Origin of the sequence: Pseudomonas sp. PB101, from assembly GCF_009764265.1 — a bacterium.
In the GTDB taxonomy this organism is placed as follows: Bacteria; Pseudomonadota; Gammaproteobacteria; order Pseudomonadales; family Pseudomonadaceae; genus Aquipseudomonas.
The window spans coordinates 108725-135463 of the sequence record NZ_RWIR01000004.1; the positions used below are offsets into that span (position 1 = coordinate 108725).

Genomic DNA, 26739 nt, shown 5'->3' on the forward strand with positions numbered 1-26739 from the left:
TGATGCCTGCATGTCAATCCGGAGCGCGGGGCCGTGCACAGACACACACCGACACTTTCAGTGATAGACCCGCATGGGGCCGTGGTACGCGACATTGCCTACCATCGACGCTCGGCCCAGCAAGCCCCCGAGTCGCGCATTACCCAACATATCTACAACACTGCAAATCGAGTCAGCTACAGCCGCGATCCGCGGCTTTTTGTCCGATTTGAAGCTGACAAGTCCACTCCCGCCAATCAAGCCACACTCACCACGCTCACCGGGCAGCCTTTGCTCTCGGTGAATCTGGACGCCGGATGGCGAGTCAGTCTTCATGGGACTGCCCGGCAAAGGCTGGAAGATTGGGACCAGAAACTCAATCACCTGCGTATGACCTACGATGGCTCATTGCGCCCAGAGGCCGCTTTTGAATCGGCGACAGGTGAAGAGCAGCGCACGGCTTGTTTTGCCTATGGCGACGATTCGCAAGCGTCCGCCAGGCACAACCGCTGCGGTCAGTTGATCCGCCACGATGACGCTGCGGGTACTCAACACTTCAGCGAATACAGTGTGCTCGGTGCATGTTTGCAGCAGACTCGTCGCTTTCTGGCGCAGCTTCAATTGCCTGACTGGCCAGTGAGCGAGAGCGAGCGCGATAAATTGCTCGAACCTCAAGTGGCACTCACACAAATTGGTTTTAACAGTGTCGGCGAGTCGGTACGTCTTGTCGACGCATTGGGCAATGAGCAGAACCAGCGTCAGAGCCTCGCCGGAGAGTTGTTGGAGACACGCATCAGGCTGTTCGGTGCCCATGACGAAATCACCCTTGCAAGTGATATTCGCTACAACGCCTTTGGGCAAACAGAGCAGCAAACAGCCGGCAATGGCGTAGTCACTCGTAGCGTTTTCGATCCCGAGGATGGGCGCCTGATCACGATGCAAGCGCAACGGGCCAACCAGCCGCCGTTGCAGCATCTGACGTATGCCTATGATCCGGTCGGTAACCCGATTCGTATCACTGACGCCACCCAGTCGACCCGCTACTCGCGCAATCAAAGCGTTGCCGCGATCAGCACCTGGGAGTACGACAGCCTCGGCCAACTTGTCAAAGCCAGCGGTCGACAACGCAGCAACGCCTCGGGCGGCCCCCATTTACCTGCATTCGTTTCGCCACCGGACCCCGGTCAGCTGGAGAACTACATCCAGACGTTCGACTACGACGCCGGCGGCAACCTGGAGATCCTCCATCACCACGCTGACAGCGCAAGTCGAACCGAGCGAACAGGCGTTGCAACCTTGAGCAACCGAAGCCTGCCCTGGGGCGATGGCATTGAGTCGCCAGGGGACAGTGAAATTGATGCTGCCTATGATGCATGCGGCAATCTCAACGTGCTGCAACGGGGACAGACACTGCACTGGGATACACACAACCGCCTGCGTCGGGTCGATCAGGTGGTGCGCGAGGACGAACCCTCCGACACGGAGATCTATATTTATGACGGCGATGATCAACGCGTACGCAAGATCCGTACGGCTTATACCGGCACATTGAGCCGCACCCATGAAACCCGCTATTTGCCGGGCGTCGAGGTTCGCACGGGGCCGAATGAAATCCTGCATGTCATCAATGTCCTGATTGGCGGATTCACCGTACGAGTACTGCACTGGCAAGCAGGGCAGCCGAAGGTAATTGCCAAAACCCAATTGCGTTACTGTCTTGCCGACCATCTGGGATCCAGCACGCTGGAACTGGATGAACACGCCAACATCATCAGCCAGGAAAACTTCTACGCCTATGGCGGCACTGCCTGGTGGGCGGGTCGGGACAAGGTTGAGGCGAGCTACAAGACGATTCGTTATTCAGGGCAGGAACGGGACGCGACGGGACTGTATTACTACGGTTTGCGGTATTACATGCCGTGGCGACAGCGTTGGCTGAGCGCCGATCCGGCAGGGGCGATAGATGGGTTGAACCTGTATCGGATGGTGGGGGGCAATCCGATCGGGCATGTCGACTGGCTCGGATTGGCCAAAACCCGGATTGGCACTGTAAAGCGCGCTACGGCGACCCTCGCTGCAATTGGCCGGGGGACCGTCAAGGCGGCTGCGGGATATGGCGCAAAGCAACTGGTAAAAAAGGCCTTGAGCGGATCGCTGGGGCAATTGGCACGTTATCCCGTTGCAATCATGTCAGGTGTGGCGGCGGGGTATATCGGTGGCTCGGCCATGGCCCATGTCCTGGATCGCGAAGGTGACAGCGGTTTGCGCAAAAACCTGACCGTGGCGGGTGTGGGAATTGTCAGCTTTGGTGTGGGTTTCACCGCTGCTTTAACAACGCCCGACCCAATCGGCATCGTTGAAGGCGTGGTTAAATCAATGGGTTCGAAGGCGGTTGACGGAGTCGTTTCCCGTTTGGGGCCTGCCATCGTTCCTGATATCAGGACGCGAGGTGCGCTGGCGGTTAATACAATTGCCAATTTGAGCGGCAATATGGCCAAGGGGATGTGGTCCGCAAGCGCATCCGAGAGTGTTCATCCAATACTGAATACCGTCGCCGGTGCCGTGTTGAAAATGGCCGTGGGCGACTCGATTCGTTTCGTTGGAGGCGTGGACACTCGATTCAAGGAAAGCAGGCATCACCAATTGATGACATTGCCAACAGGCGGGGATTTGATCGATGCCGGAACATCGCTGATTCACGAAACGGCGGTGCAGTCGGTTTACAAACTGGGTAATACCGAAATCGACAACGGGCTGACCGCTGTTTTAGGGGCGCAGACCTCAGAGTCGGCTTGGCGGGCCGGGCTCAGACAGTTGAAGCCCGCCAATGAGGTCGGAGCGATCGGAAAATACCTGAACAACGAGCAGGGTGACGGACCGCTGATCACGCCCCATAAAAAAGTACGCAGTACGACGATGCAGGTATAACGGCAGGAACTTGCCGAGTCCATCACTCGCATTCAGGTGTGGATCATCTCCCGCACCTTCGCCGTCAACAGATCGAAGGTGAACGGCTTGGTGATCATCTGCATGCCCGGATCGAGGAAGCCGCCGCGCACGGCGGCGTGCTCGGCGTAGCCGGTAATGAACAAGACCCGGAGATCAGGCCGCAATTGCCGGCCGATTTCCGCCAGTTGCCGGCCATTCATGCCGGGCAGGCCGACATCGCTGATCAGCAGGTCGATGCGCTGGGCCGAAGCGAGTATCGGCACTGCGCTGTCACCATCACACGCCTCGACGAAGGCATAGCCCAGATCGCTCAGCACTGTGCTGACCAGGACCCGCACCGCTGGATCGTCCTCGACGATCAAGACCGTTTCGCCATGAATGGCGATGGGTGAATGTTCGACGTCTCTGGGTGGGTGCTGTGGCAGGTCACCGCCAAAGCGCGGTAGAAACACATTGACTGTGGTGCCTTTGCCCACTTCGCTCTGGATGGATACGTGACCGCCGGACTGTTTGCTGAACCCGTAGATCATCGATAGCCCCAGGCCCGTGCCCTGGCCGATGGGCTTGGTGGTGAAAAAGGGGTCGAAGGCGCGGTTGACGATGTTTTGCGGCATGCCGCAGCCGGTGTCGGTCACGCTGAGCACGACGTAATCACCCGAATCGAGATTGCTCTGGGCTTGGGCGAAATCCTCGTCAAGGTGCTGGTTGGAGGTCATGACCACCAGGTTACCGCCATCGGGCATCGCATCCCGGGCATTGATCACCAGGTTGAGCAGGGCGCTTTCCAGTTGATTGGGGTCGGCTTCAGCCACCCACAACCGATCATCGAGTTGCATGTCCAGGCGAATGCTTTCGTTGATGCTGCGTTGCAGCAGTTCACCCATGGAAACCACCAGGCTGTTCATCTCCACGGGTCTGGAGTCCAGCGACTGGCGGCGGGAAAACGCCAGCAGGCGATGAGTCAGGCTCGCCGCGCGGTTGGCCGAAGTCACCCCCAGGTCGATCAGGCTGTCGAGGTCTTCGGTACGCCCTCGGGCCAGGCGTCGACGCAACAACTCAAGGCTGCCGATGATGCCGGTCAGCATGTTGTTGAAATCGTGCGCGATGCCGCCGGTAAGTTGGCCGACCGCTTCCATCTTCTGCGACTGGCGCAACGCTTCTTCGTTGTGGCGCAGTTGCGCGGTGCGCTCTTCCACCTGCTGTTCAAGGGTCTCGAGGGTGTTCTGCAGGCGCAGTTCGCTCTGGCTCAGATCGATCAGCCGATCCCTGGCCTCGTACTGTCGTCGCCGTCCGCGCAGGGCGGTGGTGACCAGACTGATCAAGGTGATCGGGTGAAAGGGGCGTTCAAGGAAGGTGACGTTACCCAATTGCGAGCCGACGCGTGATACGGGATTCTGTTGCGGGCCGCCATGGTGTGTCAACAGCACGATCGGCAGGTCCGACCACGCGGGCTGTTGTTCGAGCAGCCGGATCAGCGGTTCGAGATCACTGCCCAGCAACGCTTCGCTGGAGATCAGCAGCAGGCCGGCGCCGCGTTCGACCTCGGCGCACAGTCCGGGCAAGTCACGGCAGATCGCCCCGTGAAACCCGGCTTCGTTGAGCATCATCAAGGCAATCTGGCTGTCACGCCCTCGCGGCGCAAGGATGAGCGTGCGTTCGGTTGTCGCTTGCAGCGCCGTCACCGGACATCGTCCGCCAGCAACGGTTTGCTGGCTCCCAGATAGTTGGGCACGCCCCGCAACACGCCCTGGAAGGCTTCCAGCGGTTCACCGATGGTCATGCCCTGGGCGCTGATGCGGTATTCACGGATGGTCGACTCATGGCTGCCGGTGCGCTTCTTGATGATCGAAATGGCCCGGCGCACCTTGCCCAGCGCTTCGAAGTAACGCAGCAGGATGACCGTATCGGCGAGGTAGGTGATGTCGACCGGCGCCTGCATGTCGCCGACCAGGCCATGCTGGGCAACGGTCATGAAGGTCGCGGCGCCTTGTCGGTTGAGGTACAGCAGCAACTCGTGCATGTGCAGCACCAACGCGTTCTCTTCAGGCATCGCTGCCTGATAGCCGTTGATGCTGTCGATCACCACGGTCTTGATATTGCCCTCGTCGACGCAGCGCCGCACCCGGTGGGAAAACTCGCCGGGAGACAGCTCGGCCGCGTCCACCTGCTCGATCAGCAGGTTGCCGCTGTCTTGCAGGGCCTGCAGATCGATGCCGATGTTCTTCATGCGCTCGAACAGCAACCCCAGCTCTTCGTCGAAGATGAACAGCGCGGCTTTTTCACCCCGGGCCACGGCGGCGGCGGCGAACACCATGGAGATCAGCGATTTGCCGGTCCCGGCCGGGCCGAGAATCAAGGTGCTGGAACCGGTCTCGATACCGCCGCCCAGCAGCGCATCCATTTCCCGGATGCCGCTGGTCAATTGCTGACGCACGTATTGACCGCGATGTTCGGCGGCCACCAGGCGCGGAAATACATGGACGCCGTCGCCCATGATGGTGAAGTCATGAAAACCGCCCCGGTACTTCTGGCCGCGGTATTTGACCACGCGGATGCGCCGTCGCTCGGCACCGTAGTTGGGGGTCAACTCTTCCAGGCGAATCACGCCGTGGGCGACGCTGTGCACGGTTTTGTCCAAAGACTCGGTGGTCAGGTCATCGAGCAGCAACACCGTGGCGTTGTAACGCACGAAATAGTGCTTGATGGCCAGAATCTGCCGCCGATAGCGCAGCGAGCTTTGCGCCAGCAGGCGAATTTCGGAAAGGCTGTCCAGAACGACACGGGTCGGCTTGAACTCCTCGACCACTTCGAAGATCTGGCGAGTGGCTTCGCCCAGTTCCAGATCGGAGGAATAAAGCAGCGTCTGCTGCTGTTCGGCATTGAGCAGGGTTTCCGGGGGCGTCAACTCGAATACGTGGACGTTGTCGTCCATCTCCCAGCCATGGGACAAGGCGCCCTGGCGCAGCTCGCGTTCGGTTTCCGACAGGGTGATGTACAACGAGCGTTCGCCGGCTTTCGCGCCAGCCAGCAGGAAGTGCAGCGCCACGGTGGTCTTGCCGGTACCCGGTTCGCCTTCAAGCAGAAAAACATGACCGCGGGACAAGCCGCCGTCGAGGATATCGTCCAGGCCTTCGATACCGGTGGCGGCCTTGTCACTGTTCAATTCGTTGGATAGAGACAAGCAAGTGTCCTCTCATGACCAAGGGGGCAATGAGGCTAGCGTTGCGAAGTGCGCAACGGGCTGCCTGTTCTCTTGACCCCTGGCCGGGACGACGGTTCAACGAAATTTCAGTGGCGATTACAGCCCCTGTTGCAACGCCGGATCATCGGGGTTCATCTGTTCGAGCTGAGCCAACAGGATCTGCACGTTTTGCAGCTGCCCGCTTTCCTTCCAGTAATTGATCAGCATGACCCGGGCCTTGCGATCGTTGGGATGGCGCTGAACGATTTCCTGCAGCTGTTTCTGCGCCGCTTCCAGCTCGTGCTCGGCGTGCAATGTGGTCGCCAGGTCGTAGCGGTAGTCGCGATGGTCCGGTTCGAGTTCAACGGCCCTGGACAAGCCGAGCAGGGCGAATTCGCTTTGATCGTGATGCAGCAGCCAGAGCCCAAGGGCATGCTGCAGGTAGGCCGAGTCGGGTTGCGCCTTGAGTTGTTTGGCCAACAGCTGACGGGCCGCGTCGTTCTGGCCCTGTTTATCCAGCACTTCGATTTGCAAGACCAGCGCCGGCAGGTTGTCCGGCGCCAGGCGCAGGGTATTGTCCAGCGCCTGTTGCGCTTCCTTGAGTTCGGCGTTGTGCAGGTGCAGCCGGGCCAGTTGGTACTGGTTTTCGGCGCTTGGCGCCTCGTTCTTCAGCACTTGCTCCCAGGCATCGATGGCCTGCTCCAGCGGTCCGAAGTACAAACCCAGATCATCCGGGGACAAACCCAGCAGGGCGTTGATGGCGGCCAGCCGCACGCCTTGCTCGTCGTCATCGAGCAATGGCCCCAGCAACAAGCTGCGCTGACCGCTCGGTACCAGCGCGTTGATGCTCTTGATCGCGGCGATACGAACCTCGGGCGACTCGTTCTGCAAGTCGGCATCCGCCAGTTTCAGCGCTACCGAACTTGGATAATTGGGCAGTTCGGCATGCAGCCAGACACGCCGCTTGGCCGACAGGTCCGGGCGAGCCAATTGCTGGTAGAGCACCCGCGCGGCGCCGGGCTGACCGCCCCGGGCAGCCGCCAGCGCTTCGCTGTAGCCATGCAGGATGGCTTCGGGAACCACCGGGGTGGTATCGCGCAGGGACAACCACGCAAGGCCGGCGACGAGCAGGGCGAAGAGGCTGGCAAGCAGATAGCGGCGGGACTTGGGCATGCAGGAATCCGGAAGCTGGGGAGCTTTTGCAAAGGCGCAAGCTTCGGTCAGGCCAGGCCCCGAGTCAAACCTGGACGATGTCCGATGACGATTCAATCGTTGGAAAAGCCCTTGAGCCGGCAATCCATGAGCCTGCACGCGGAAACCTCTCGAGGCTGCGCCGCAGTGACTACGCTTGCTGGAGGTGAGTCGACGAGTGTTCCCATGCAAGCGTTGTTGCAGTATTTCAAGGCCATGCTCAACCCCGGCCCCGGGGTATTGCTGTTCGCCCTGCGGACCATCGTCGCCGGGTTGTTGACCCTGTACCTGGCGTTTGTGTTCGACCTGGACCAGCCCAAGTGGTCGATCATGGCCGTGGTCATCATCAGCCAGCCACTGGGCGGCATGGTGCTGGCCCGCAGTTTCGGGCAGGTGATCGGTACCACGCTGGGTGCGGCCGTGGCGGTGTTGATCATGGCGATCTTCCCCCAGGCACCGCTGCCGTTCATCACCACCCTGGCGTTGTGGCTGGCGCTGTGCACCGCCGGTGGCACCTTGTTGCGCTATACCAGTTCCCAGGCGTTTGTCCTCAGTGGCTACACCGCCGTGGTGGTGGCCTTGCTGGCAGTGCCGGACCAGGACGGCATGTTCCTGCTGGCGGTGACCCGCGTCACCGAGACGTTGCTGGCGGTGGCCTGCGTGTGCGTGGTCAGCCTGCTTACCGCCAGGCCGGAAGCCGTGGCCCGGGATTACTTCGCCAGGATCGATCAGATCACCCGGTTGCTGGCCACCCATGCCAGCGCCGTCATCCGCACCGAAGAAAGCGAAGCCGAGTTCCAGCAGCGACAAATGCAGCTGTTGGGCCAGATCAGCGGCCTGGAAGGTGTACGCCGGCACATGTACTTCGATGCGCCGCGATTGCGCAGCGCCAACGGCCTGGTGCAGCTGTTGGGCAACCAATTGGTGTTGTTGACCGCGCGGCTGACAGCCCTGCGCCACCAGCGACTGCTGTTGACCGAGCGCTGGGAAGGCGAGTTGCCGGAAGAAATTCAACAGCTGCGCGCCGAAGAACTGGCCTTCCTCGATGAGTTGGCGCGGGAGGGGCGTTCGCTTTCCAGCGACAAGCGCCATCATTTCACCGCGCTGCAACAGCGCTTCGATGAGCTGGCCTACCGGGCCGAACAGTTGACCGAGCCGCTGCCGGCCACCTTGCGCTCGCTGGCCTGGTCGCTGCGCTGGGAGCAGGCACGCCTGCTGCAACAGCTTGAGCAGATTCTGGAACTGAGTGACGCCATCCAGAGCGGGCGACCCGCCAGCAGCGTGTTTCGCGGGCGGGAAAACCCCCTGCACCTGGATTTCACGCTGGCGACCATGAATGCCGTCCGGGCGTTTTCCGCGCTGTTGATCTGTGGCCTGATCTGGATCGAAACCGGCTGGGACGGTGCGCGAGGCGGGATGGTGCTGGTGGGCATCCTGTGCTCGCTGATGTCGACCTTTCCAAGGCCGTTGCTGGCCGTGCAAAGCTATGCAAGGGGATTCGGGCTGGCTCTGGTGGCCTCGGCGCTGCTGCAGTTCCTGTTCGTGCCGATGATCAGCAATTTCGAGATGCTTGCCTTGCTGCTGGCGCCTTTGCTCTATGCCGTTGCGGTGGGGCTGGCCAGCCCTGCCACCACAGGTACCGGCATTGGTCTTGGGCTCACGACGTTTCTGTTGCTCGGTCCGCTGAACGTCGGGATCGGCCAGAACACCGCGATCCAGTGGTTCGAATTTGCCGGGGCCTATACCTGCGCGACCGTGCTGGCCTTGAGTGTCTATGCGCTGATCTTTCCGTTCCGGCCGGATTTACGCATGCGGCGGCTCTATAAAGAGAACTGCGAGCAGGTGTACGCCTTGTTGAAAACCTCGGCAACCGATGAGCAGCAGTTTGCTTTCGAAAGCCGCATGGTCGATCGCCTGACCATGATGCTGGGGCTGCTGCCGGCCACTCAGGCGCCACAATCCCATGAGCGTTTTCAAGTCAGCCTGGGCTGCATGGCGCTGGGCATTGCCTTGAATCAGCTCAGGCAACAGGGGCAGAACAACGCACTGCTGAGTCCGGACCTGCAAAGCCGACTGTTTTCGACAGTGCGGGAAACGGGCAGGCTGGTCGCCGGTCGGCCCGGGGTCGAAGTGGCGCAGGTGCTTGCCAGCCTCCACACCCTGGGCGACGAACTGGATGCCCTGCATACCGATGTGCATGAACACCTGTGGTCGGTGTTCCGCATGCGCGTGGCGCTGCTGATCGTGGTGTCGTTCGTCGAGCGGTACCGCGGCTATTTTCAACCCGAAGGCCTTGAAGGAGACCCTGTCCTTGCCCATTGATCTGGAAGTGGGTGGAGCCTATCTGCCCCCGATTGCTCAGGCGCTGCTGCTGGGCTTGCCGATTTTCCTGTTGCTGGACTGGGCGTTGCGGCGCCTCGGCGTGCTGCAGTTCGTCTGGCATGAGGCATTGTTCGAAGGCGCGCTGTACGCCTGTGTCTGTGCCACGTTGATCCTGATGATGGGAGCCTGATGCCTTGAAGAACATCCTTTCCCGACTCACGACGCTGGCGGTGGTGCTGCTGGCCATTATCCTCGGCTGGTTTGCCTGGGAGCATTACACCCGCGCCCCCTGGACCCGCGATGCCCGGGTGCGGGCCGACGTGGTGACCCTGTCCGCCGATGTTTCGGGGCGCATCGTCAGCCTGGCCGTGCGGGACAACCAACATGTCGACAAGGGCCAGGCGCTGCTGGAGATCGACCCGGCGCGCTACACCCTGGCGGTGGAGCATGCCAAGCGGGCCGTCGAAGTGGCGAAAGCCTCGCTCGGGCAGGCCCAGGCGGCCATTAGCGCCAGCGAAGCATTGCTCAGGCAACGCCAGAGCGAAGAGCAACGGCGGCGCACGCTCAAGGATCGTTCGGCGATTTCCGGCGAAGAGTGGGAAAAAGCCAACACCGATGTCTCGGTAGCCCAGGCGGACTTACTGCGCAACCAGGCCAATCTGGTGCTGGCCCAGGCCAACGTGCAGCTGGCCATCGCGGCCCTGACCCAGTCCGAACTCGATTTGCAGCGTACCCACGTGGTCTCACCGGTGACCGGCTATGTCACCAATCTGCTGACCCGGGAGGGCGACTACGCGTCGGCCGGCGGGCCATTGCTGGCACTGGTGGACAGCGACTCGTTCTATGTCAGCGGTTACTTTGAAGAAACCAAGTTGCCGAGGATCGGGGAGGGCGACCGGGTCAGGATCGAGTTGATGAGTGGCGAGACCTTCGGCGGAAAAGTGCAGAGCATTGCCTTTGCCATCGCCGACCGGGAAAACCTGCCGGGCGGTCGCCTGCTGGCCAACATCAACCCCAGCTACACCTGGATCAAACTGGCGCAGCGGGTGCCGGTGCGGATCGAGATCGATGCCGACTATGCCGGCAAGGACAAGTTGAGGGCGGGAACCACGGCCACCGTGACCGTCCAGGAAAACCGCTAACCCCTGTAGGAGCCGGCTTGCCGGCGATGGACTCGAGGGCACCGCGGTTACCCAGTTTGCACGCGTCTTCGTTAACGATCATCGCGAGCAGGCTCGCTCCTACAGGGGGGGGAGGTGTTTTTGAGAGCAAAAAAAGCCCCGCGACCGAATGAGACGCAGGGCAAAAAAATTGGTTGGTTGCGGCCAACCAAAGGAGCTCTTTGAAAACCGTTACTTGCTGGCGACCGTCTCCGGCTGCCAGCCACCACCGAGGGCCTTGTAGATCGCGACGATGCCGCGGTACAGGTCGACTTCGGCCTGGGCCTGGGTGTCTTCGGCCGCCAGGCGTTCACGCTGGGCGTCGAGCAGCACGAGGAAATCGGTGTTGCCTTCGCGGTAGCGGATCTCTGCCAGGTCGGCGGCCGAGCGGCTGGACTCGCTCTGGCGAATCAGCGAGATCAGGCGCTGTTGGCGCTTGTTGTAGTCGCTGAAGGCGTTTTCCGATTCTTCCAGGGCCAGCAACACTTGCTGCTCGTAGGTCGCCAGGGCGCCTTCGGCATCGGCGTCGGCGCCGCGCAGACGGGCCTTCACGCTGCCCAGGTCAAACGCTGCCCAGGTGATGCTCGGGCCCAGCGCCCAGGCGTTGGCCGCCGAGGAGCCGATCTGCGAACCGCGCCCGGCGGTAAATCCGAGGAAACCACTGAGACTGACCCGCGGGAACAGATCCGCCTTGGCCACGCCGATACGTGCCGTGGCCGACGCCAATTGGCGCTCGGCACTGCGAATGTCCGGGCGACGTTGCAGCAGTTCACCCGGATCACCGATCGGCAATGCCTTGGCGATCGCCGGCAGGTCTTTGGGGCTCAGGTCCACGGTCAGCTTGTCCGGACGTTCCCCCAGCAGGGTGGCGATGCGATTTTTCTGCCGCACCTGCTCGGCCTGCAGTTGCGGCACGCTGGCTTCGACCGATGCCAGTCGCGCATCGGCACGCTCGACATCGAGCTGATCGCCAACGCCGGCATCACGCAGGCTGATGGTGATCTTGCGCGACTCCTGCTGGTTCTGCAGGTTGGCCAGGGCGATCTTCTCCCGCAACTGCGCACCGCGCAGTTGCCCGTAGGAATCCACCAGCTCGGCAATCATGCTGACTTGCAATTGGTACAGATCGGCCTCGAACGCCTGCTGCTCGGCGTTGGCCGATTCCAGGTTGCGCTGGATGCGGCCGAACAGGTCGATCTCCCAGGCCATGTCCAGGCCCAGGTCGTAGCGTTCGCTGTTGACCCGGTCGGTGGTCTGGCCGGGAATCTGGCCTTTGCCCAGGTCACTGCTGACGCGGCTGGTGATGGTCGGCATGGCGTCGTTGCTGACGTCATCGCGGATCGCCCGCGCCGCTTTCCAGCGGGCGAAGGCGACGCGCAGATCGCGGTTGCCTTGCAGCGATTGCGTCACCAACTGATTGAGGGTCGGGTCTTCGAACTGCTGCCACCAGATGCCTTCGAAACGCGAACGGTCAAAGTTCTTCTGGCCGGCCGCACCATCGGTGGCGGTGGTGATGTTGGCCGGTTCAAGGGTTTCGGTCTTGTAGTCCGGGCCCACGGCACAGGCGCTCAGCGCCAGTACCAGCAGGCTCGGCAGGAAGGCTTTCAAACTCATCAATGCGACTCCAGCTTCAGGGTGGCCTTGGCAGCTTTGCGCTTCTCGCCGCGCTCGACAAAGTTACGGATCAGCACATAGAACACCGGCGTCAGCAGCAGACCGAAGAAGGTCACCCCGAGCATCCCGGAGAACACCGCTACACCCATGGCGTGGCGCATTTCGGCACCGGCACCGCTGGAGAACACCAGTGGCACCACACCCATGATGAACGCGAAGGAGGTCATCAGGATCGGCCGCAGACGCAGGCGGCAAGCTTCCAGGACCGCCGCCAGCGGGGTCATGCCTTCAAGCTGTTTGTCCTTGGCGAACTCGACGATCAGGATCGCGTTCTTGCAGGCAAGCCCCACCAGTACGATCAAACCGATCTGGGTGAAGATGTTGTTGTCGCCACCGGAGGCAATCACGCCGGTAATGGCCGACAGCAGGGTCATCGGTACGATCAGGATCACCGCCAGCGGCAGGCTCCAGCTTTCGTACTGAGCCGCCAGCACCAGGAACGCCAGCAATACGCAGAGCGGGAACACGAACAGCGCGGTGTTGCCGGACAGAATCTGCTGGTAGGTCAGGTCGGTCCATTCGTAGGTCATGCCGTTGGGCAATTCTTCCTTGAGCAGTTTCTCGATGGCTTTTTCGGCCTGGCCGGAGCTGTAGCCCGGGGCTGCCGCACCGTTGATTTCAGCGGTGATGAAGCCGTTGTAGTGCATCACGCGGTCCGGGCCCGAGGTGTCGCTGACCTTGATGAAGGTCGCCAGCGGGATCATCTCGCCTTTGTTGTTGCGCACTTTCAGCTGGCCGATCTGGTCGGATTCAAGACGGAACTGTTGTTCGGCCTGAACGTTGACCTGATAGGTACGGCCGAAGCGGTTGAAGTCGTTGGCATACAGCGAACCCAGGTAGATCTGCAGGGTGTCGAAGATGTCACTGACGGCCACGCCGTGGGTCTTGGCTTTCTCGCGGTCGATGGCGGCATCGACCTGCGGCACGTTGACTGTGTAGCTGGTGAACAGGCCGGCCAGTTCCGGCACGCTGTGGCTCTTGTTGATGATGTTCATGGTTTCCTTGTACAGCTCTTCGTAGCCCAGGTTGCCCCGGTCTTCGATCTGCAGGCGGAAACCACCGATGGTGCCCAGGCCTTGTACCGGCGGCGGCGGGAAGATCGCCATGTAGGCTTCCTGGATGTTCGCGTACTGGCCGTTCAAGGCACCGGCAATGGCCCCTGCGGACATGCTCGGGTCTTTACGTTCGTCGAACGGTTTGAGGGTCACGAACACGATGCCGGCGTTCGGGCTGTTGGTGAAACCGTTGATCGACAGGCCCGGGAAGGCCACCGCGCTTTCCACGCCAGGCTGTTTCAGCGCCAGCTCGGACATGCGCTTGATCACGTCTTCGGTGCGGTCCAGGCTCGAGGCGTCCGGCAATTGCGCGAAGGCCACCAGGTATTGCTTGTCCTGGCCAGGTACGAAACCGGTCGGGGTGCTGGAAAAACCGAAGAAGGTCAAGACCATCAGGCCGGCGTACAGCACCAGGGCAATACCGCTGGAGCGGATCACACGGGCAACGGTACCGACATAACCATGGCTGGCCTTTTCAAAGAAGCGGTTGAACGGGCGGAACAACCAGCCGCCAAACATCTTGTCCAGAATCCTCGAGAAACGGTCCTTCGGTGCGTCGTGGCCTTTGAGCAATACCGCCGCCAGTGCCGGCGACAGGGTGAGCGAGTTGAAGGCCGAGATCACCGTCGAAATCGCAATGGTCAGGGCGAACTGCTTGTAGAACTGCCCCGTCAGACCGGAAATGAACGCAGCAGGTACGAACACCGCACACAGCACCAGTGCCGTGGCGATGATCGGGCCGGTTACCTCGCCCATGGCTTTTTTGGTCGCTTCGACCGGCGTCAGTCCCAGTTCAATGTTGCGTTCGACGTTCTCCACCACCACGATCGCATCGTCGACCACGATACCGATCGCCAATACCAGGCCGAACAGCGACAAGGCGTTGAGCGAGAAACCGAACAGGTGCATCACCGCGAAGGTACCGATCAGCGATACCGGTACAGCGACCAATGGAATGATCGAGGCGCGCCAGGTCTGCAGGAACAGGATCACCACCAGCACCACGAGGATCAGCGCTTCGAAGAGGGTGTGAACCACTGCCTCGATGGAGCCGCGCACGAAGATCGTCGGGTCATAGACGATGCTGAAGTCCATGCCTTCGGGGAAGTTCTTCTTCAGCTCGGCCATTTTCGAGCGTACTTCGTTGGAGATCTCGATGGCGTTGGAGCCCGGACGCTGGAAGATCGGGATCGCCACCGCCGGCTGGTTGTTCAGCAACGAACGCAGGGCGTACTGGCTGGAACCCAGCTCAACCCGAGCGATGTCCTTGAGGCGAGTGATTTCACCGTTGTCGCCGGAACGGATGATGATGTTCTCGAACTCTTCCTCACTGACCAAACGGCCCTGGGTGTTGACCGAGAGCTGGAACGCGGTGGCATTCGGCGCGGGCGGGGCGCCCAACGCACCGGCCGCTACCTGCCGGTTCTGCTCACGAATCGCAGAGACCACATCGGTTGCTGTCAGGTTGCGCGAAGCAGTCTTGTTCGGGTCGAGCCACACACGCAGCGAGTAATCGCCCAAGCCGAACAGCTGCACATCACCGACACCGCCCAGGCGCGCCAGCTCATCCTTGATGTTGAGCAGGGCGTAGTTGGACAGGTAGAGCATGTCGTAGCGTTTGTCCGGCGAGGTCAAGTGCACGACCATGGTCAGGTCGGGCGATGCCTTGTCCACGGTAATACCGATGCGCGTCACTTCCTCGGGAAGTTTCGGCTCGGTGCGGGTCACGCGGTTCTGCACCTGTACCTGCGCGTTGTCCAGGTCGGTACCCAGGGCAAAGGTGATGGTCAGGGTGATCTTGCCGTCAGCGGTGGATTGCGAGGACATGTACAGCATGTTCTCGACGCCGGTGATGGCTTGCTCTAGCGGCGCGGCCACGGTTTCACCGATGACCTTGGGGTTGGCACCCGGGAAGTTGGCGCGGACCACCACGGTCGGCGGCACCACTTCCGGGTATTCGCTGATCGGCAGCTGGAACAGCGAGATCGCACCGGCGATCAGGATCAGCAGCGACAGCACCGCTGCGAAGATCGGCCGCGAAATGAAGAATTGGGAAAAATTCATCGTAAAAATCCCTTAACCGCGTGGGGTCGTGGCAGCCAGTTTCACAGCCGTGCCCGGCGCAACCCTGGCAGGCGCGACTTGAGGCAGGTTGCTGGCTTCCAGCGCTTGGCGTTGTTGTGCGAGTGCCGCGAGGGTCTGTTCACTGGCCATCGGAATCACTTCAGGGGTGACCGGCGAGCCAGGGCGTACCCGTTGTAGACCCTTGACGATGATGGTGTCGTCTTTGTTCAGGCCGCTGCGCACGATGCGCAAGCCTTCGATCTTCGGACCCAGTTCCACTGCGCGGTAGGCAGTCTTGTTGTCGGCATCCATCACCAGCACGAACTTCTTGCCCAGGTCGGTGCCGACCGCTTCATCGTTGATCAGCATGGCGCTGTAGGTGCCGCTGCCCACCAGTTTCAGGCGTGCATAGAGGCCCGGGGTGTAGCTGCCATCGCTGTTGTCGAACACGGCGCGACCACGGATGGTGCCGGTTTTCGGGTTGACCTGGTTGTCGACGAAGTTCATCACGCCCTGGTGCGGGTTACCGTCCTCGTTGGACAGGCCCATGTAGACCGGGGTGGTGGCACCGCGCTTGCCTTGGCGGGCGAGCTCGGTGTACTTGAGGAACACACGCTCGTCGGCGTCGAAGTAGGCGTAGACCTTGTCGGTGGAGACCACGCTGGTCAGCGGGGTGGTGTCGGCGGTCACCAGGTTGCCGGCGGTGATTTCCGCACGGCTGACGCGGCCGCTGATCGGTGCGGTGACGCGGGTGAAACTCAGGTTCAGCTTGGCCAGGTCCAACTGCGCTTGCAGGGCACCGACGGCGGCGCGGGCTTCCTGGGCGGCGCTGGTACGCGAATCGGCCAGCTCGGCGGAAATCGCGTTGCTGGTGCGCAGGCGCTCACCGCGCTGGGCTTCGTTTTCACTGCGGGTGGCATTGGCGCGCGATTGAGCGACCAGCGCTTCGAGGCGGCGGACTTCGGCCTGGAATGGACGCGGGTCGATCTGGAACAGCAGGTCGCCTTTCTTGACCAGGGCGCCCTCGGTGAAGGCCACTTCATCGATCTGGCCGGAGACCCGTGGACGAATCTCGACGGTTTCCGGCGCCTCCAGGCGCCCGGTGAATTCGTCCCACTCGTTGACCGGTTGTTCCAGCACCTTGGCCACGCTGACTTTGGCAGCGGGCATGGAGGCGGCGGTTTCCGGGGCCTTGCCGCAAGCGCTGAGCACCACTACGGCCAATAAAGCCAAGGGGAAGCGCAAATGTTTGAGTGACTGTTCCATGGATGCATCCGCCAATGTGTTGAGATTGGCGAATGATGCGCGGCGGGTTTGTATCTCACGAATCGAATGGGGCGAAGGTAACTATCATTCGGAATGATATAAGAGCCGAGCCAGCCCTCTAGCCTGCACCTTTGATTAGCGGGCTATCAATCAGATCGATCGAATTTCTGTGTTGCTGAAAAAGCATCAACAGGACTTGAGACCGAGGTGCGGCCATCGCGAGCAGGCTCGCTCCTACAGTGGATCTCGTCAGCCACCTGCGCTGTGCCGGTTTCGTCACCGCCAATGCCCAAACCCATCAAGCCATGACGCCTCGGATAGACCACGCTGACCGGTCTTTCCAAGGAGATGACCATGATCCGACTGACCCTGATCGAAGCCCGCGAGTTGGCCGAATCGATCCTGTTGCACAACGGTTTTAATCTGGCCCATGCACAAGCGGTGGCGGCGACGGTGGTTGTCGGCGAACGTGATGGCTGTGCCTCCCACGGTTTGTACCGGATTCTGGGGTGTGTGAATTCCCTGCGGGCCGGCAAGGTGTCAGCCGATGCCGAGCCACAGGTGATCGACCAGGCGCCGTCGATTGTGCGGGTGGATGCTGGCGGTGGCTTTTCGCAGTTGGCGTTTCAGGCCGGATTGCCGTTGTTGGCGCACAAAGCCCGGGCCAACGGCATTGCGGCGTTGGCCATCAACCGCTGTGTCCATTTCTCGGCGCTGTGGGTGGAGATCGAGCAGTTGACGGCAGCCGGCCTGGTGGCACTGGCGTGTAATCCGAGCCACGCCTGGGTGGCGCCGGCGGGAGGACGACTGCCGGTGTTCGGTACCAATCCCATTGCCTTCGGTTGGCCGCGTGCGGGGCAGGATCCGTTTGTGTTCGACTTCGCCACCAGCGCGATTGCCCGTGGTGAGATCGAACTGCACCGGCGTGCCGGCAAGGCGATTCCCGAAGGTTGGGGCGTGGACGCCCAGGGCCGGCCGAGCACTGACGCCGACGTGGTGCTCGACAGCGGCGCGATGCTGACGTTCGGCGGGCACAAGGGTTCGGCGCTGGCGGCGATGGTGGAATTGATCGCCGGGCCGCTGATCGGTGACCTGACCAGTGCCGAGTCGTTGGCTTACGACGGGGGCAGCAAGTCGTCGCCGTACCATGGCGAGTTGATCATCGCCCTGGACCCTCGGCGCTTTCTGGGGGACGCGACAGAAGAACATCTGGCCCGGGCCGAAGCCTTGTTCCAGGGCATTGAAGGGCAGGGCGCGCGCTTGCCGTCGCAACGACGTTACGCGGCGCGGGTACGCAGCCTGGTGGAAGGCGTGCAAATTCCCGAGGCGCTGTACAACGACCTCAAGGCCTTGCTCGGCTGATTCAGTAGGAGCGAGCTTGCTCGCGAAAAACGCAAGGACAACGTTTCCATTGGCAACACGCGTTATCGTTGACGTCCATCGCGAGCAAGCTCGCTCCTACAGGGCTTTACTCAGGCCACAGAATCGGCCCGGCGTGGGCTGGTCGGGGCTGGGTCCAGCGCAGCAATCCGCGCCGCCGACTCGGCATCCACCTGGCGCAACGACTTGCCACGGGTCTCGCGGGTCAGGCCGACAGCCACCACGGAAATCAGCGCGGCGCCGACCAGATACCAGGCGATCGGCGTCGAGCTGTGGTACTTGTTGAGCAAGGTGATGGCGATCAGCGGTGCCAGGGAACCGGCGAAGATCGGCGCCACCTGGTAGCACAGGGACAGAGCGGTGTAGCGTACGTGGGTCGGGAACAGTTCAGCCATCAGTGCCGAGTAGGGCGCATAAGTCATCGACTCGATGGCCAGGCCCAGGGTGATGGCGGCCATGATCAGCCAGTTGTTGCCGGTGTCCATCATCGGAAAACCGATGAACCCCCAGAACGCTGTCAGCACCGCGCCGGTCAGGTACACCGGCTTGCGCCCGATGATGTCCGACAGATAGCCCATCAACGGGATCAGGAAAAAGTGCACAAGGTGCGCGCCGAACATCAGCAGCAGAATTTGCGAAGTGTCCTTGTGCACCACCAGTTTCAGATAGGTAATCGAGAACGTCACCACGGTGTAGTAGAGGATGTTCTCGGCAAAACGTGCGCCGATTCCCACCAGCACCGAACGCCAGTGATGACGCAGCACTTCCACCACGCCGAGCTGTTGCTGTTTGGTCTGTGCCTGACGGGCCTGGGCTTCCTTGAAGATCGGTGCGTCATCGACGCTGGTGCGAATCCAGTAACCGATCAACACGACGACCGCCGAGAACCAGAACGCCACGCGCCAGCCCCAGGCAAGGAACTGCTGCTCTGACAGGTTCGACGACAACAGCAGCAGGGCGACCGTGGCCACCAGGTTGCCGGCCGGCACCCCGGCTTGCGGCCAACTGGCCCAGAAGCCCCGACGATTGTCCGGGCAGTGTTCGGACACCAGCAGAATCGCGCCGCCCCATTCGCCACCGAAAGCGAAGCCCTGGATCAACCGCAACAGCACCAATAGCACCGGCGCTGCGTAACCGATCTGGTCGAAACCAGGCAGGCAACCCATGAGGAAGGTGGTAATGCCGACCACGACCAGGCTCAGTTGCAGCAGGCGCTTGCGGCCGAATTTGTCACCGTAGTGACCGAATACCAAACCGCCCAACGGCCGGGCGAGAAAGCCGACCGCGTACAAGGCGAAGGCGGCGATGATGCCGTCGATGGGGTTGTCGGTCTGGCGGAAGAACAGCTTGCCGAAAACCAATGCCGAGGCGGTGCCGTAGAGAAAGAACTCATACCATTCAGCGACGGTGCCAGCCATGGCGGCGGCCACTACGCGTTTGAGTCCCGAGGGTGTGGTTGCGCTTTGCGTGTGTTGAGGATTCGACATGCTGACGTACCTTGTTAAGGCGCAGAAAAATGGGCAGCCGGGCCGGTAAGGGCCTGCCCGGCAATCACTCAGAGACCGACGTCCGGCAGTTCCGGGCGGTTGGCCAACGCCTTGGCCATGATCTGCTCGACGAATACGCGGTCGGCTTCCGGCAGGGCCAGGCGTGGCGGACGGGTCAAGGCGCTGCCGCGACCGGCAATGGCTTCGCACAGCTTGATGCACTGCACCAGGTCGGCACGGGCATCGAGGTGCAGGATCGGCATCAGCCATTCGTAGATCGGCATGGCTTCGGCGAAACGACCGGCCTTGGCCAGGCGGAAGATGGTTTCGCCTTCTTTCGGGAACACGTTGGACATGCCCGAGACCCATCCTTCGGCACCCACGGCGATGCTTTCCAGCACCACGTCGTCGAGGCCGGCGAACAACACGAAACGGTCACCGACTTCGTTGCGCACGTCGATGAAGCGGCGGGTGTCGCCGGAAGAATCCTTGAAGCACACCACGTTGTCGCAGTCGGCCAGGGAAATCAGGATGTCCGGGGTGACGTCGTTCTTATAGATAGGCGGGTTGTTGTAGACCATCAGCGGCACGTCGGCGTTTTTCGCCACGTAGCGGTAATGCTCGGCGGTCTCGAACGGCTTGGAACCGTAGACCAGCGCCGGCATCAGCATCACGCCATCGACCCCGACCCGGCGTACGGCATTGGCGACCTTGGCCGCTTGTACGCTGGTGAACTCGGCCACGCCGCAAATCACCGGGACGCGACCACGGGCGGCATCGACAGCGACCTCGGTCACGGCGATTTTCTCTTCGGCGCTCAGCGAGGTGTTTTCACCCACCGAGCCGCAGACCACCAGGCCTGACACGCCGTCGCGGATCACGTTGGCAATCACCTGATGGGTTTTTTCCAGGTTGATGGAAAAGTCATCGTTGAATTGAGTGGTCACCGCCGGGAAGACGCCACTCCAGTTAATGCGCTTGCTCATTGTTGTCTCCGCTTGGTTAATAGTATTTCGTATACGTTTGTTAAAATGACAAAACTCGACCCGTGCTTTATTTGCTTTTCAGGGAAGTTACTGGCCGTTGACCTGAGGGTTCAGCGATGGCGTGATCAGGCGCCGGGCCAGGTGTCGGACAGGCGATAGCCTTGTGGCCACGGATCACTTGGGTCGAGCAGCAATTGATGGGTGCCGGTGATCCACGCCCGGCCGGAAATGCACGGGTAAATCGCGGCGCGGCCGGCGACTTCGGTCAGCGAATCAATGCGGCAGTGGAACTCGGAGCCGATAATCGAACGGCCGACAAAGCGCTCGCCAACCTGCATCAAGCCTTTGGCCTGCAACACCGCCATGCGCGCCGAGCAACCCGTGCCGGTGGGGGAGCGGTCGATCTTGCCCGGTTGAATCACTACCGCATTGGCGCCGGTGGCGATGCCGTTCTCATGGACGATGGGCGCGGCGATCTGGCAGAAGGAAATGTGCGACCACTCGGGATTCAGCGGATGCACGAAGCCCAGTTGTTCGTTGGCCGCTCGAGTGATTTTCAGCCCGACCGCGACCAGGTCGGCCGCTTCATCCGGGCGGATGGAGAAACCCAGGCCTTTGGCATCGGCAATCACGAAACTGTCGCCACCATAGGCGGTGTCAACCTGCAGCGAGCCGATGCCTTCGACTTCAATCCACGCATCCAGTCGATCAGCGAAGGACGGCACGTTTTTCACTTCTACCCGTTGCACCTTGCCATCCCGGCAGTCGGCCACGGCTTCGATCAGGCCGCCGGGCGCTTCCAGGACCAGGCGGGTTTGCGGCTCGGTCATGGGCAGGATGCCGCTGTCGAGCAATACCGTGGCGACGCACAACGAGTTGGAGCCGGACATCGGCGGGGTGTCCGCCGGTTCCATGATGATCCAGGCCATCTGCGCACGTGGGTCCTTGGCCGGGACCAGCAGGTTGACGTGGCGGAACACGCCGCCGCGGGGTTCGTTGAGGACGAAGTTGCGCAAGGTTTCGTCCCGGGCGATCCAGCGCGACTGTTCCCACACGGTGGCACCGGGCGGCGGGGCGACGCCGCCGACGATCACATCGCCGACTTCGCCTTCGGCGTGGCAACTGACTACATGAATGACTTTTGATGAACGCATGACTTGATCCTTGTGTTGTCTGTCAGGGCCTCATCGCTGGCAAGCCAGCTCCCACAGTGATTTGGGTTGTTGCATACACCACCAAACCTGTGGGAGCTGGCTTGCCAGCGATGAGGCCAGTTGTCATTTCACAGATTTCAGAAACGCTGCAGTCTCCGCACGCACCGGATTGCCAATCACCTGATCCGGCGAACCGATCTCATGCACCAGGCCATTGCGGAAAAACGCCACACGGTCGGACACGTCCCGGGCAAAGCGGATTTCGTGGGTCACCAGCACCATGGTCATGCCGTCTTCGGCGAGCATGCGCATGGTGTCCAGCACTTCACCGACCAACTGCGGGTCGAGGGCCGAGGTGGCTTCGTCAAACAGCATGTAGTCCGGTGACATGGCCAGGGCGCGGGCGATGGCCATGCGTTGTTGCTGTCCACCGGACAGCTTGCCGGGGAAGGTCTTGAGCTTGTCGCCCAGACCGACGTGGGTCAGTTGCTTGACCGCCAGTTCTTCAGCTTCAGCCTTGCTCTTGCCCAGCACCTTGCGCGGCGCGAGCATGACGTTTTCCAGCACCGTCAGGTGCGGGAAGGCATTCCATTGCTGGAACACAATGCCGATTTTCTGCCGCAGGCGATTGAGGTCGGTGGCGCTGTGATGGACTTCGACGCCGTCAACGCGGATGTTGCCTTTCTGGATCGGTTCCAGGCCGTTGATGCACATCAGCAAGGTCGATTTGCCGGAGCCGGAGCCGCCGATGATCGACACCACTTCGCCCTTGTTCACCGTCAGGTTGACGCCCTTGACCACTTCGAGGTTGCCGAAGGATTTATGTACGTTGTCGATCTCAATCATTTTCTTGCCACCTTCTTTCCAGACGAGCGCCCAGGCGTGCGACCACCAGGCTCATGACGTAGTAGATAAGGCCCGCGACGCACAGCACCAGCAACGGTTCCTGGATGCGGGTAACGATGGTTTGCGAGGCGCGCAGCAGTTCGACGATGCCGATCCACATCACCAGCGCGGTGTCTTTCATGACACCGAGCACCAGGTTCAGCCAGCCGGGGAACGCTACCCGGGTGGCCATCGGCAGGACGATCCAGCGCAGGTCCTGCAAGAAGCTCAACCCCAGCGAGCGACTGGCCCGTCGTACGGTGAACGGCACCGCCAGCACGCCGGCACGCACGATCTCGGTGAAATACGCCGCCGCGTAAACCCCCAACACAATGCAGCCGACGCTGAAGGCGCTGATGTTCAGGCCGACGATGCTTTTGAGTGAGTTGAACAGCACGAACTGGATCAGCAACGGCACGCTGCGAAACACGTCCAGCACCCACGCCAGCGGCAGGCTGGCCCGTGGCAGCAAGGCCCGCAGCAGACCGAAGAACAACCCGGCCACGGAGCCGAGAATGATCGACCAGAACGTCAGTTGCATCGTGACCCACGCACCGTTGAGCAGGAACATCAGGTCATTCGAGGAAAAATCGGTGGAAAACATGGACAGCTCCTCAGTAACGGAACAACCGCCAGGCCATCAGCCGGGCTGCCGCGACGATCGCCTTGGCAATCAAGTAATACAACGCCGCCGCAATGGCGAAATACTCGAAGGTGCGGAAGGTCTTGACGTTGTATTCCTGGGTCACACCGGTCAGGTCATTGTTCAGCCCGACGATCACCCCCAGCGACGTCATCAACACCGCCCAGACCATCTGGTTGGTCAGCGGGTAGAACACGATCCGCAGCAGTTGCGGGACGATGATCATGCGGTAGGCCTGGAAGGCACTCATGCCGAGGGAACGCGCCGCACGCACCTGCGTGTTCGGCACGGCCTTGAGGCCGCCGCGAAAGTTCTCCGCCAGGTACCCGGCATTGTTGAAGGTGATCCCGGCCAGCAGGGCGAACCAGGAACTGACGTGCAGGTTCAGCGAACCGAGGCCGAAGTAGAGGATGTAGATCTGGAACAGCGACGGGGTGTTGCGGGCAATCGATACCCAACCGTTGCCGAACCCGCGCAGCAATGGGTGTTTGGCCTCGCGCATCACCGTCAGGGCCAGGGCGATCAGCACGCCGAAGATCATCGACAGCGCGGCGGTTTCGAAGGTGACGATGGCACCGGCAAGCATGTCCGGCAGGGCGCGCAGGGCGGAGCGCCATTGGAAGCTGTAGTCAAACATGCGCTGGGCTCTCCAGTAGGGCAGCAGGTTGAAGCCAGGCCGGCAAACGTCCGCTGGCCGTTGCGGTGCAGGCCGCGTCGACGCATTCGGCAAGGCTGGCGAAGTGCACCTTGCGGCCGACCAGGCCCGGTGCGTAGTGGGCGTATTTGCCCGAGTTGGTCATCAGGGTTTCAGCCGCCAGGGGGATGACGGGTTCGCCGAGCATGCACCAGCAGGTGTCGGTGACCAGGGTCGCGCCAAACGCTTCGATCACGGCGATGTGCCCGGCCTCGCGGGCTTGCTCCAGCACGGCACGGCCGCAAGTGATGGCTAGCACCACCTGCGGGTGTCTTTGACGTCCCCGGCACAGTCGCGCCAGGTGAGCGAACTCGCTGAGGGAAAAGTGCGGGTTACCCAGCGACACCACATCCACCCGGTTATCGCGGGCACTGTTGAGTTCGCGCCAGCTCGACAGCAGGTCCTTCAGGCGGATTTTTTCCACGGCAATGGCAGTGTCCGCATCCAGCACCTGCGCCGGGTCAATGGCCTCCGGGGTGACCCCGGCGATGTGGAACAGTGGCGCCGCAGAGGTGGTGGCGAAGGCCGCGCCAAAGGCTTTGAGGTCGTCCAGGCTCGGCTTGCGTTGTTCCAGTCCCAGCACCAGCGGCACACGACTGCCGGACAGGGCACCAATGTGGTAACCGAGCAGCGGGTAGAAGGCATCGTCCAGTTCACCGAGGGCCGGCAACTCGATCTGCAGCCGGGCCTTGCGTTGCGCGTCCAGGTGGCAGCCGATCAGGGGGGCGCGACCAGTGAGGGCGATGCAGATGTCCAGGTAATCCGGGTACTTCAGGGTACGTGCAGCGAGCACGCTGTTGGCGTAGACCACTGCGTTGGATTCCGCCCAGACGATTTGTTCGCCAGCCTTCGGTGCAGTGTCGAGCAGGTAGGGCGCGCAGGTGAAACTGAGCTGTGCGCCCATCGCCATATAGGCATCGCCCAAGGCACTGGCCGGTTCACCCAGTGCCGGGTCGATCCCCAGTTCGCGCCAGCGGCGCTGGTCGACGGAAATTGAATTGAGGGTGGTGGGTACTCGTACTTTTGCGCCCCATTGCACCAGTTGCTCGGCAAAGCGCAGGCTCGCAGGTCCCGTGTAAATGCAGCCGTCGATGTGTGCCTGAGTGACATCCACCAGGTGCTCGGCACCCTGCAGTTCGGCCATACGCAGGACGATCTGCATGGCCATTTGCGCGGCCTTGCCATGCCGGCCATCGAGCAGCGCCCGATCGTGCTCGGTGAGCCTGATCGAGGCGCTGCCGTCAGTGTTTGCCAATGGGCTGTCCAGCGCCTGCCAGGCGTCGCCCGGCAGGTGATCGAACAGGCTCAGCGTTGTATTTTCGACCCGGGCGAAGGCCTGGCCGCGCAAGGCGGCGAAGGCCTCCCGACCGATGCACAGCACCGGCAGGGAACGGGCAAAAATGGTCTGCGCCACCAGCACGCCCAAGGTCAGGATCTCGTCGGCTTCGGCCAGCACCAATGCCGCCGGTGCATGGCCGTTGCTGATCAGCTCCATCAACACGCTGCTGCCGGTGCACGAGCCGCGACCACTGGGGATCGCCAGCACGCGGCCGGCCAGGTGTTGGCCGCTGAGCGGGTGATGGCGGTCGATGACTTCACCCGTGCAGGGATCGACGCCGCCCCAGAAGCTCAAGCCGACATCGGCGAACAGCAGGGCGCCTTGCGCGGCACCCGCGACCAGGCTGCGCCCGGTCAGAGACATTGGCCCAGGCATGCCGGACATCTCAGTAGTAGACCTGAGGCACGGTCAGGTTGGTCGGCGGGATCTCGGTGCCGACCCATTTAACGAACAGCTCCTTGTAGCGTCCGGTACGCACCTGTTGGTTGACGAACAGGTTGAGGTAGTTGAGCAGACCGAACTCGCTGCGCTTGGCACCCAGGGACACGTAGTCGATGACGTACGGGGCGTTACCGGCGACTTTGAGGTTTTTGTATTTGCCCGACTTGAGGGTGGCGGCGGCCACGGTATTGGTGACCACGGTGGCATCGATGTGGCCTTGGGCGACGGCCAGCAGGGTATCGCTCTGCGACTGGTAGGCCCGGAAACTGCCGGAGCCCCAGTTCTTCACGTCTTTCTCCAGGGCGATGGCCTCATAGGTGCCGCTGGTGTTGCCCACTGCCTTGCCCTTGAGGTCGTCGAAGCCGTTGATGCCGGTGTCGTCGCGGGTCAGCACCACCATCTGGAAGGCGAAGTAGGGCACGGTGAGGCCAACGGTCTTGGCGCGCTCGAGGGTGTCGGAGGTGGACGCGACGATCACGTCAGCCCGCCCGGAGACCAGTGCCGGAATGCGATCCGGGAACGGCGTCTCCACCACTTCGGCCTCGACCCCGAGGATCTTCGCCAGGTCGCGGCAATAGTCCACATCGAAGCCGGCCGGCGAGTTGCTGGCATCGCGAAAGCCCATGGGCGGGAAGTCCAGGGTCACGGCGCAGCGCAGCTTGCCCGAACCGATGATGTCGTCGAGCTTGTCGGCCTGGGCAGTGGCGATGAAGGAGGTACTGAGAACAGCGCTGAGGGCTACGGCAAATGCGGGGTTTTTCATAGAGGCCTCGTTGATGTGGAGTGCTGTTGAATATCGTATTGGGGATTTCGTATACGATATTAACAGTAGCAATCAACGTGCCCGATTCAAGTTCCGACCGTGAATAAATCGTCAGGCCTTGAAGTA

General features: G+C 61.7%; 19 protein-coding genes. 5 read left to right on the forward strand and 14 right to left on the reverse strand.

What is annotated here, in order from left to right:
* The first annotated feature begins 33 nt into the window (after positions 1-33).
* Complete coding sequence (locus EI969_RS00905; protein WP_160385535.1) at positions 34-2907, forward strand: RHS repeat-associated core domain-containing protein; 2874 nt, start codon at positions 34-36, stop codon at positions 2905-2907.
* A 32-nt stretch (positions 2908-2939) separates the two neighbouring features.
* Here EI969_RS00905 and EI969_RS00910 read toward each other — a convergent pair whose 3' ends face one another.
* The 3 genes from EI969_RS00910 to EI969_RS00920 form a co-directional block, all read right to left on the reverse strand.
* Positions 2940-4610 carry an ATP-binding protein gene (locus EI969_RS00910; RefSeq protein ID WP_160385536.1) on the reverse strand — a complete coding sequence of 557 codons (1671 nt, stop codon included), beginning with the start codon at positions 4608-4610 and terminating at the stop codon, positions 2940-2942.
* Positions 4607-6109, reverse strand: coding sequence for an ATPase domain-containing protein (locus EI969_RS00915; RefSeq protein WP_160385537.1), 1503 nt, complete (start codon positions 6107-6109; stop codon positions 4607-4609). Before EI969_RS00915 ends, EI969_RS00910 begins: the two co-directional genes overlap by 4 nt.
* Before the next feature lie 117 nt (positions 6110-6226).
* Positions 6227-7282: a tetratricopeptide repeat protein gene (locus EI969_RS00920; protein WP_160385538.1), complete on the reverse strand. Its 1056-nt coding sequence runs from the start codon at positions 7280-7282 to the stop codon at positions 6227-6229.
* Positions 7283-7486: 204 nt separating this feature from the next.
* Between EI969_RS00920 and EI969_RS00925 the strand changes: the two genes are divergently transcribed.
* The 3 genes from EI969_RS00925 to EI969_RS00935 are packed head-to-tail and all read left to right on the forward strand — an operon-like array spanning position 7487 to position 10764.
* Entirely contained in the window at positions 7487-9622 is a 2136-nt protein-coding gene (locus EI969_RS00925) for an FUSC family protein (RefSeq protein WP_160385539.1), read from the forward strand.
* The gene (locus tag EI969_RS00930; RefSeq protein ID WP_160385540.1) at positions 9612-9812 is read left to right on the forward strand and encodes a DUF1656 domain-containing protein; all 201 of its coding nucleotides are present in this window, start codon (positions 9612-9614) and stop codon (positions 9810-9812) included. The genes EI969_RS00925 and EI969_RS00930 overlap by 11 nt, the downstream gene beginning before the upstream one ends.
* 4 nt (positions 9813-9816) lie before the next feature.
* On the forward strand, positions 9817-10764 hold the full coding sequence (locus EI969_RS00935) for an HlyD family secretion protein (protein WP_160385541.1): 948 nt from the start codon (positions 9817-9819) through the stop codon (positions 10762-10764).
* 210 nt (positions 10765-10974) lie between these two features.
* Here EI969_RS00935 and EI969_RS00940 read toward each other — a convergent pair whose 3' ends face one another.
* The 3 genes from EI969_RS00940 to mexE are packed head-to-tail and all read right to left on the reverse strand — an operon-like array spanning position 10975 to position 16841.
* Positions 10975-12396: an efflux transporter outer membrane subunit gene (locus EI969_RS00940; protein ID WP_160385542.1), complete on the reverse strand. Its 1422-nt coding sequence runs from the start codon at positions 12394-12396 to the stop codon at positions 10975-10977.
* Positions 12396-15575: an efflux RND transporter permease subunit gene (locus EI969_RS00945; protein WP_160385543.1), complete on the reverse strand. Its 3180-nt coding sequence runs from the start codon at positions 15573-15575 to the stop codon at positions 12396-12398. Before EI969_RS00945 ends, EI969_RS00940 begins: the two co-directional genes overlap by 1 nt.
* A 12-nt stretch (positions 15576-15587) precedes the next feature.
* Entirely contained in the window at positions 15588-16841 is a 1254-nt protein-coding gene (mexE, locus tag EI969_RS00950; protein ID WP_160385544.1) for a multidrug efflux RND transporter periplasmic adaptor subunit MexE, read from the reverse strand.
* Positions 16842-17195: 354 nt separating this feature from the next.
* Here mexE and EI969_RS00955 point away from each other — a divergent pair, with 354 nt between their 5' ends.
* Complete coding sequence (locus EI969_RS00955) at positions 17196-18203, forward strand: Ldh family oxidoreductase (protein ID WP_160385545.1); 1008 nt, start codon at positions 17196-17198, stop codon at positions 18201-18203.
* A 110-nt stretch (positions 18204-18313) separates the two neighbouring features.
* On the opposite strand, the gene abaF is transcribed toward EI969_RS00955, so the two are convergent.
* From abaF to EI969_RS00995, 8 genes are all read right to left on the reverse strand, one after another.
* Entirely contained in the window at positions 18314-19708 is a 1395-nt protein-coding gene (abaF, locus tag EI969_RS00960) for a fosfomycin efflux MFS transporter AbaF (protein ID WP_160385546.1), read from the reverse strand.
* 68 nt (positions 19709-19776) lie between these two features.
* On the reverse strand, positions 19777-20694 hold the full coding sequence (locus EI969_RS00965) for a dihydrodipicolinate synthase family protein (RefSeq protein ID WP_160385547.1): 918 nt from the start codon (positions 20692-20694) through the stop codon (positions 19777-19779).
* A 125-nt stretch (positions 20695-20819) separates the two neighbouring features.
* The gene (locus EI969_RS00970) at positions 20820-21848 is read right to left on the reverse strand and encodes a proline racemase family protein (RefSeq protein ID WP_110662499.1); all 1029 of its coding nucleotides are present in this window, start codon (positions 21846-21848) and stop codon (positions 20820-20822) included.
* A 123-nt stretch (positions 21849-21971) separates the two neighbouring features.
* Positions 21972-22694 carry an amino acid ABC transporter ATP-binding protein gene (locus EI969_RS00975; RefSeq protein WP_150714425.1) on the reverse strand — a complete coding sequence of 241 codons (723 nt, stop codon included), beginning with the start codon at positions 22692-22694 and terminating at the stop codon, positions 21972-21974.
* Complete coding sequence (locus EI969_RS00980; RefSeq protein WP_160385548.1) at positions 22687-23337, reverse strand: amino acid ABC transporter permease; 651 nt, start codon at positions 23335-23337, stop codon at positions 22687-22689. The genes EI969_RS00975 and EI969_RS00980 overlap by 8 nt, the downstream gene beginning before the upstream one ends.
* 10 nt (positions 23338-23347) lie before the next feature.
* Positions 23348-24013, reverse strand: coding sequence for an amino acid ABC transporter permease (locus EI969_RS00985; protein WP_110659584.1), 666 nt, complete (start codon positions 24011-24013; stop codon positions 23348-23350).
* On the reverse strand, positions 24006-25784 hold the full coding sequence (locus EI969_RS00990) for an aconitase X (protein ID WP_160385549.1): 1779 nt from the start codon (positions 25782-25784) through the stop codon (positions 24006-24008). Before EI969_RS00990 ends, EI969_RS00985 begins: the two co-directional genes overlap by 8 nt.
* Before the next feature lie 10 nt (positions 25785-25794).
* The gene (locus tag EI969_RS00995; RefSeq protein WP_046042020.1) at positions 25795-26613 is read right to left on the reverse strand and encodes a transporter substrate-binding domain-containing protein; all 819 of its coding nucleotides are present in this window, start codon (positions 26611-26613) and stop codon (positions 25795-25797) included.
* Positions 26614-26739: the final 126 nt, after the last annotated feature.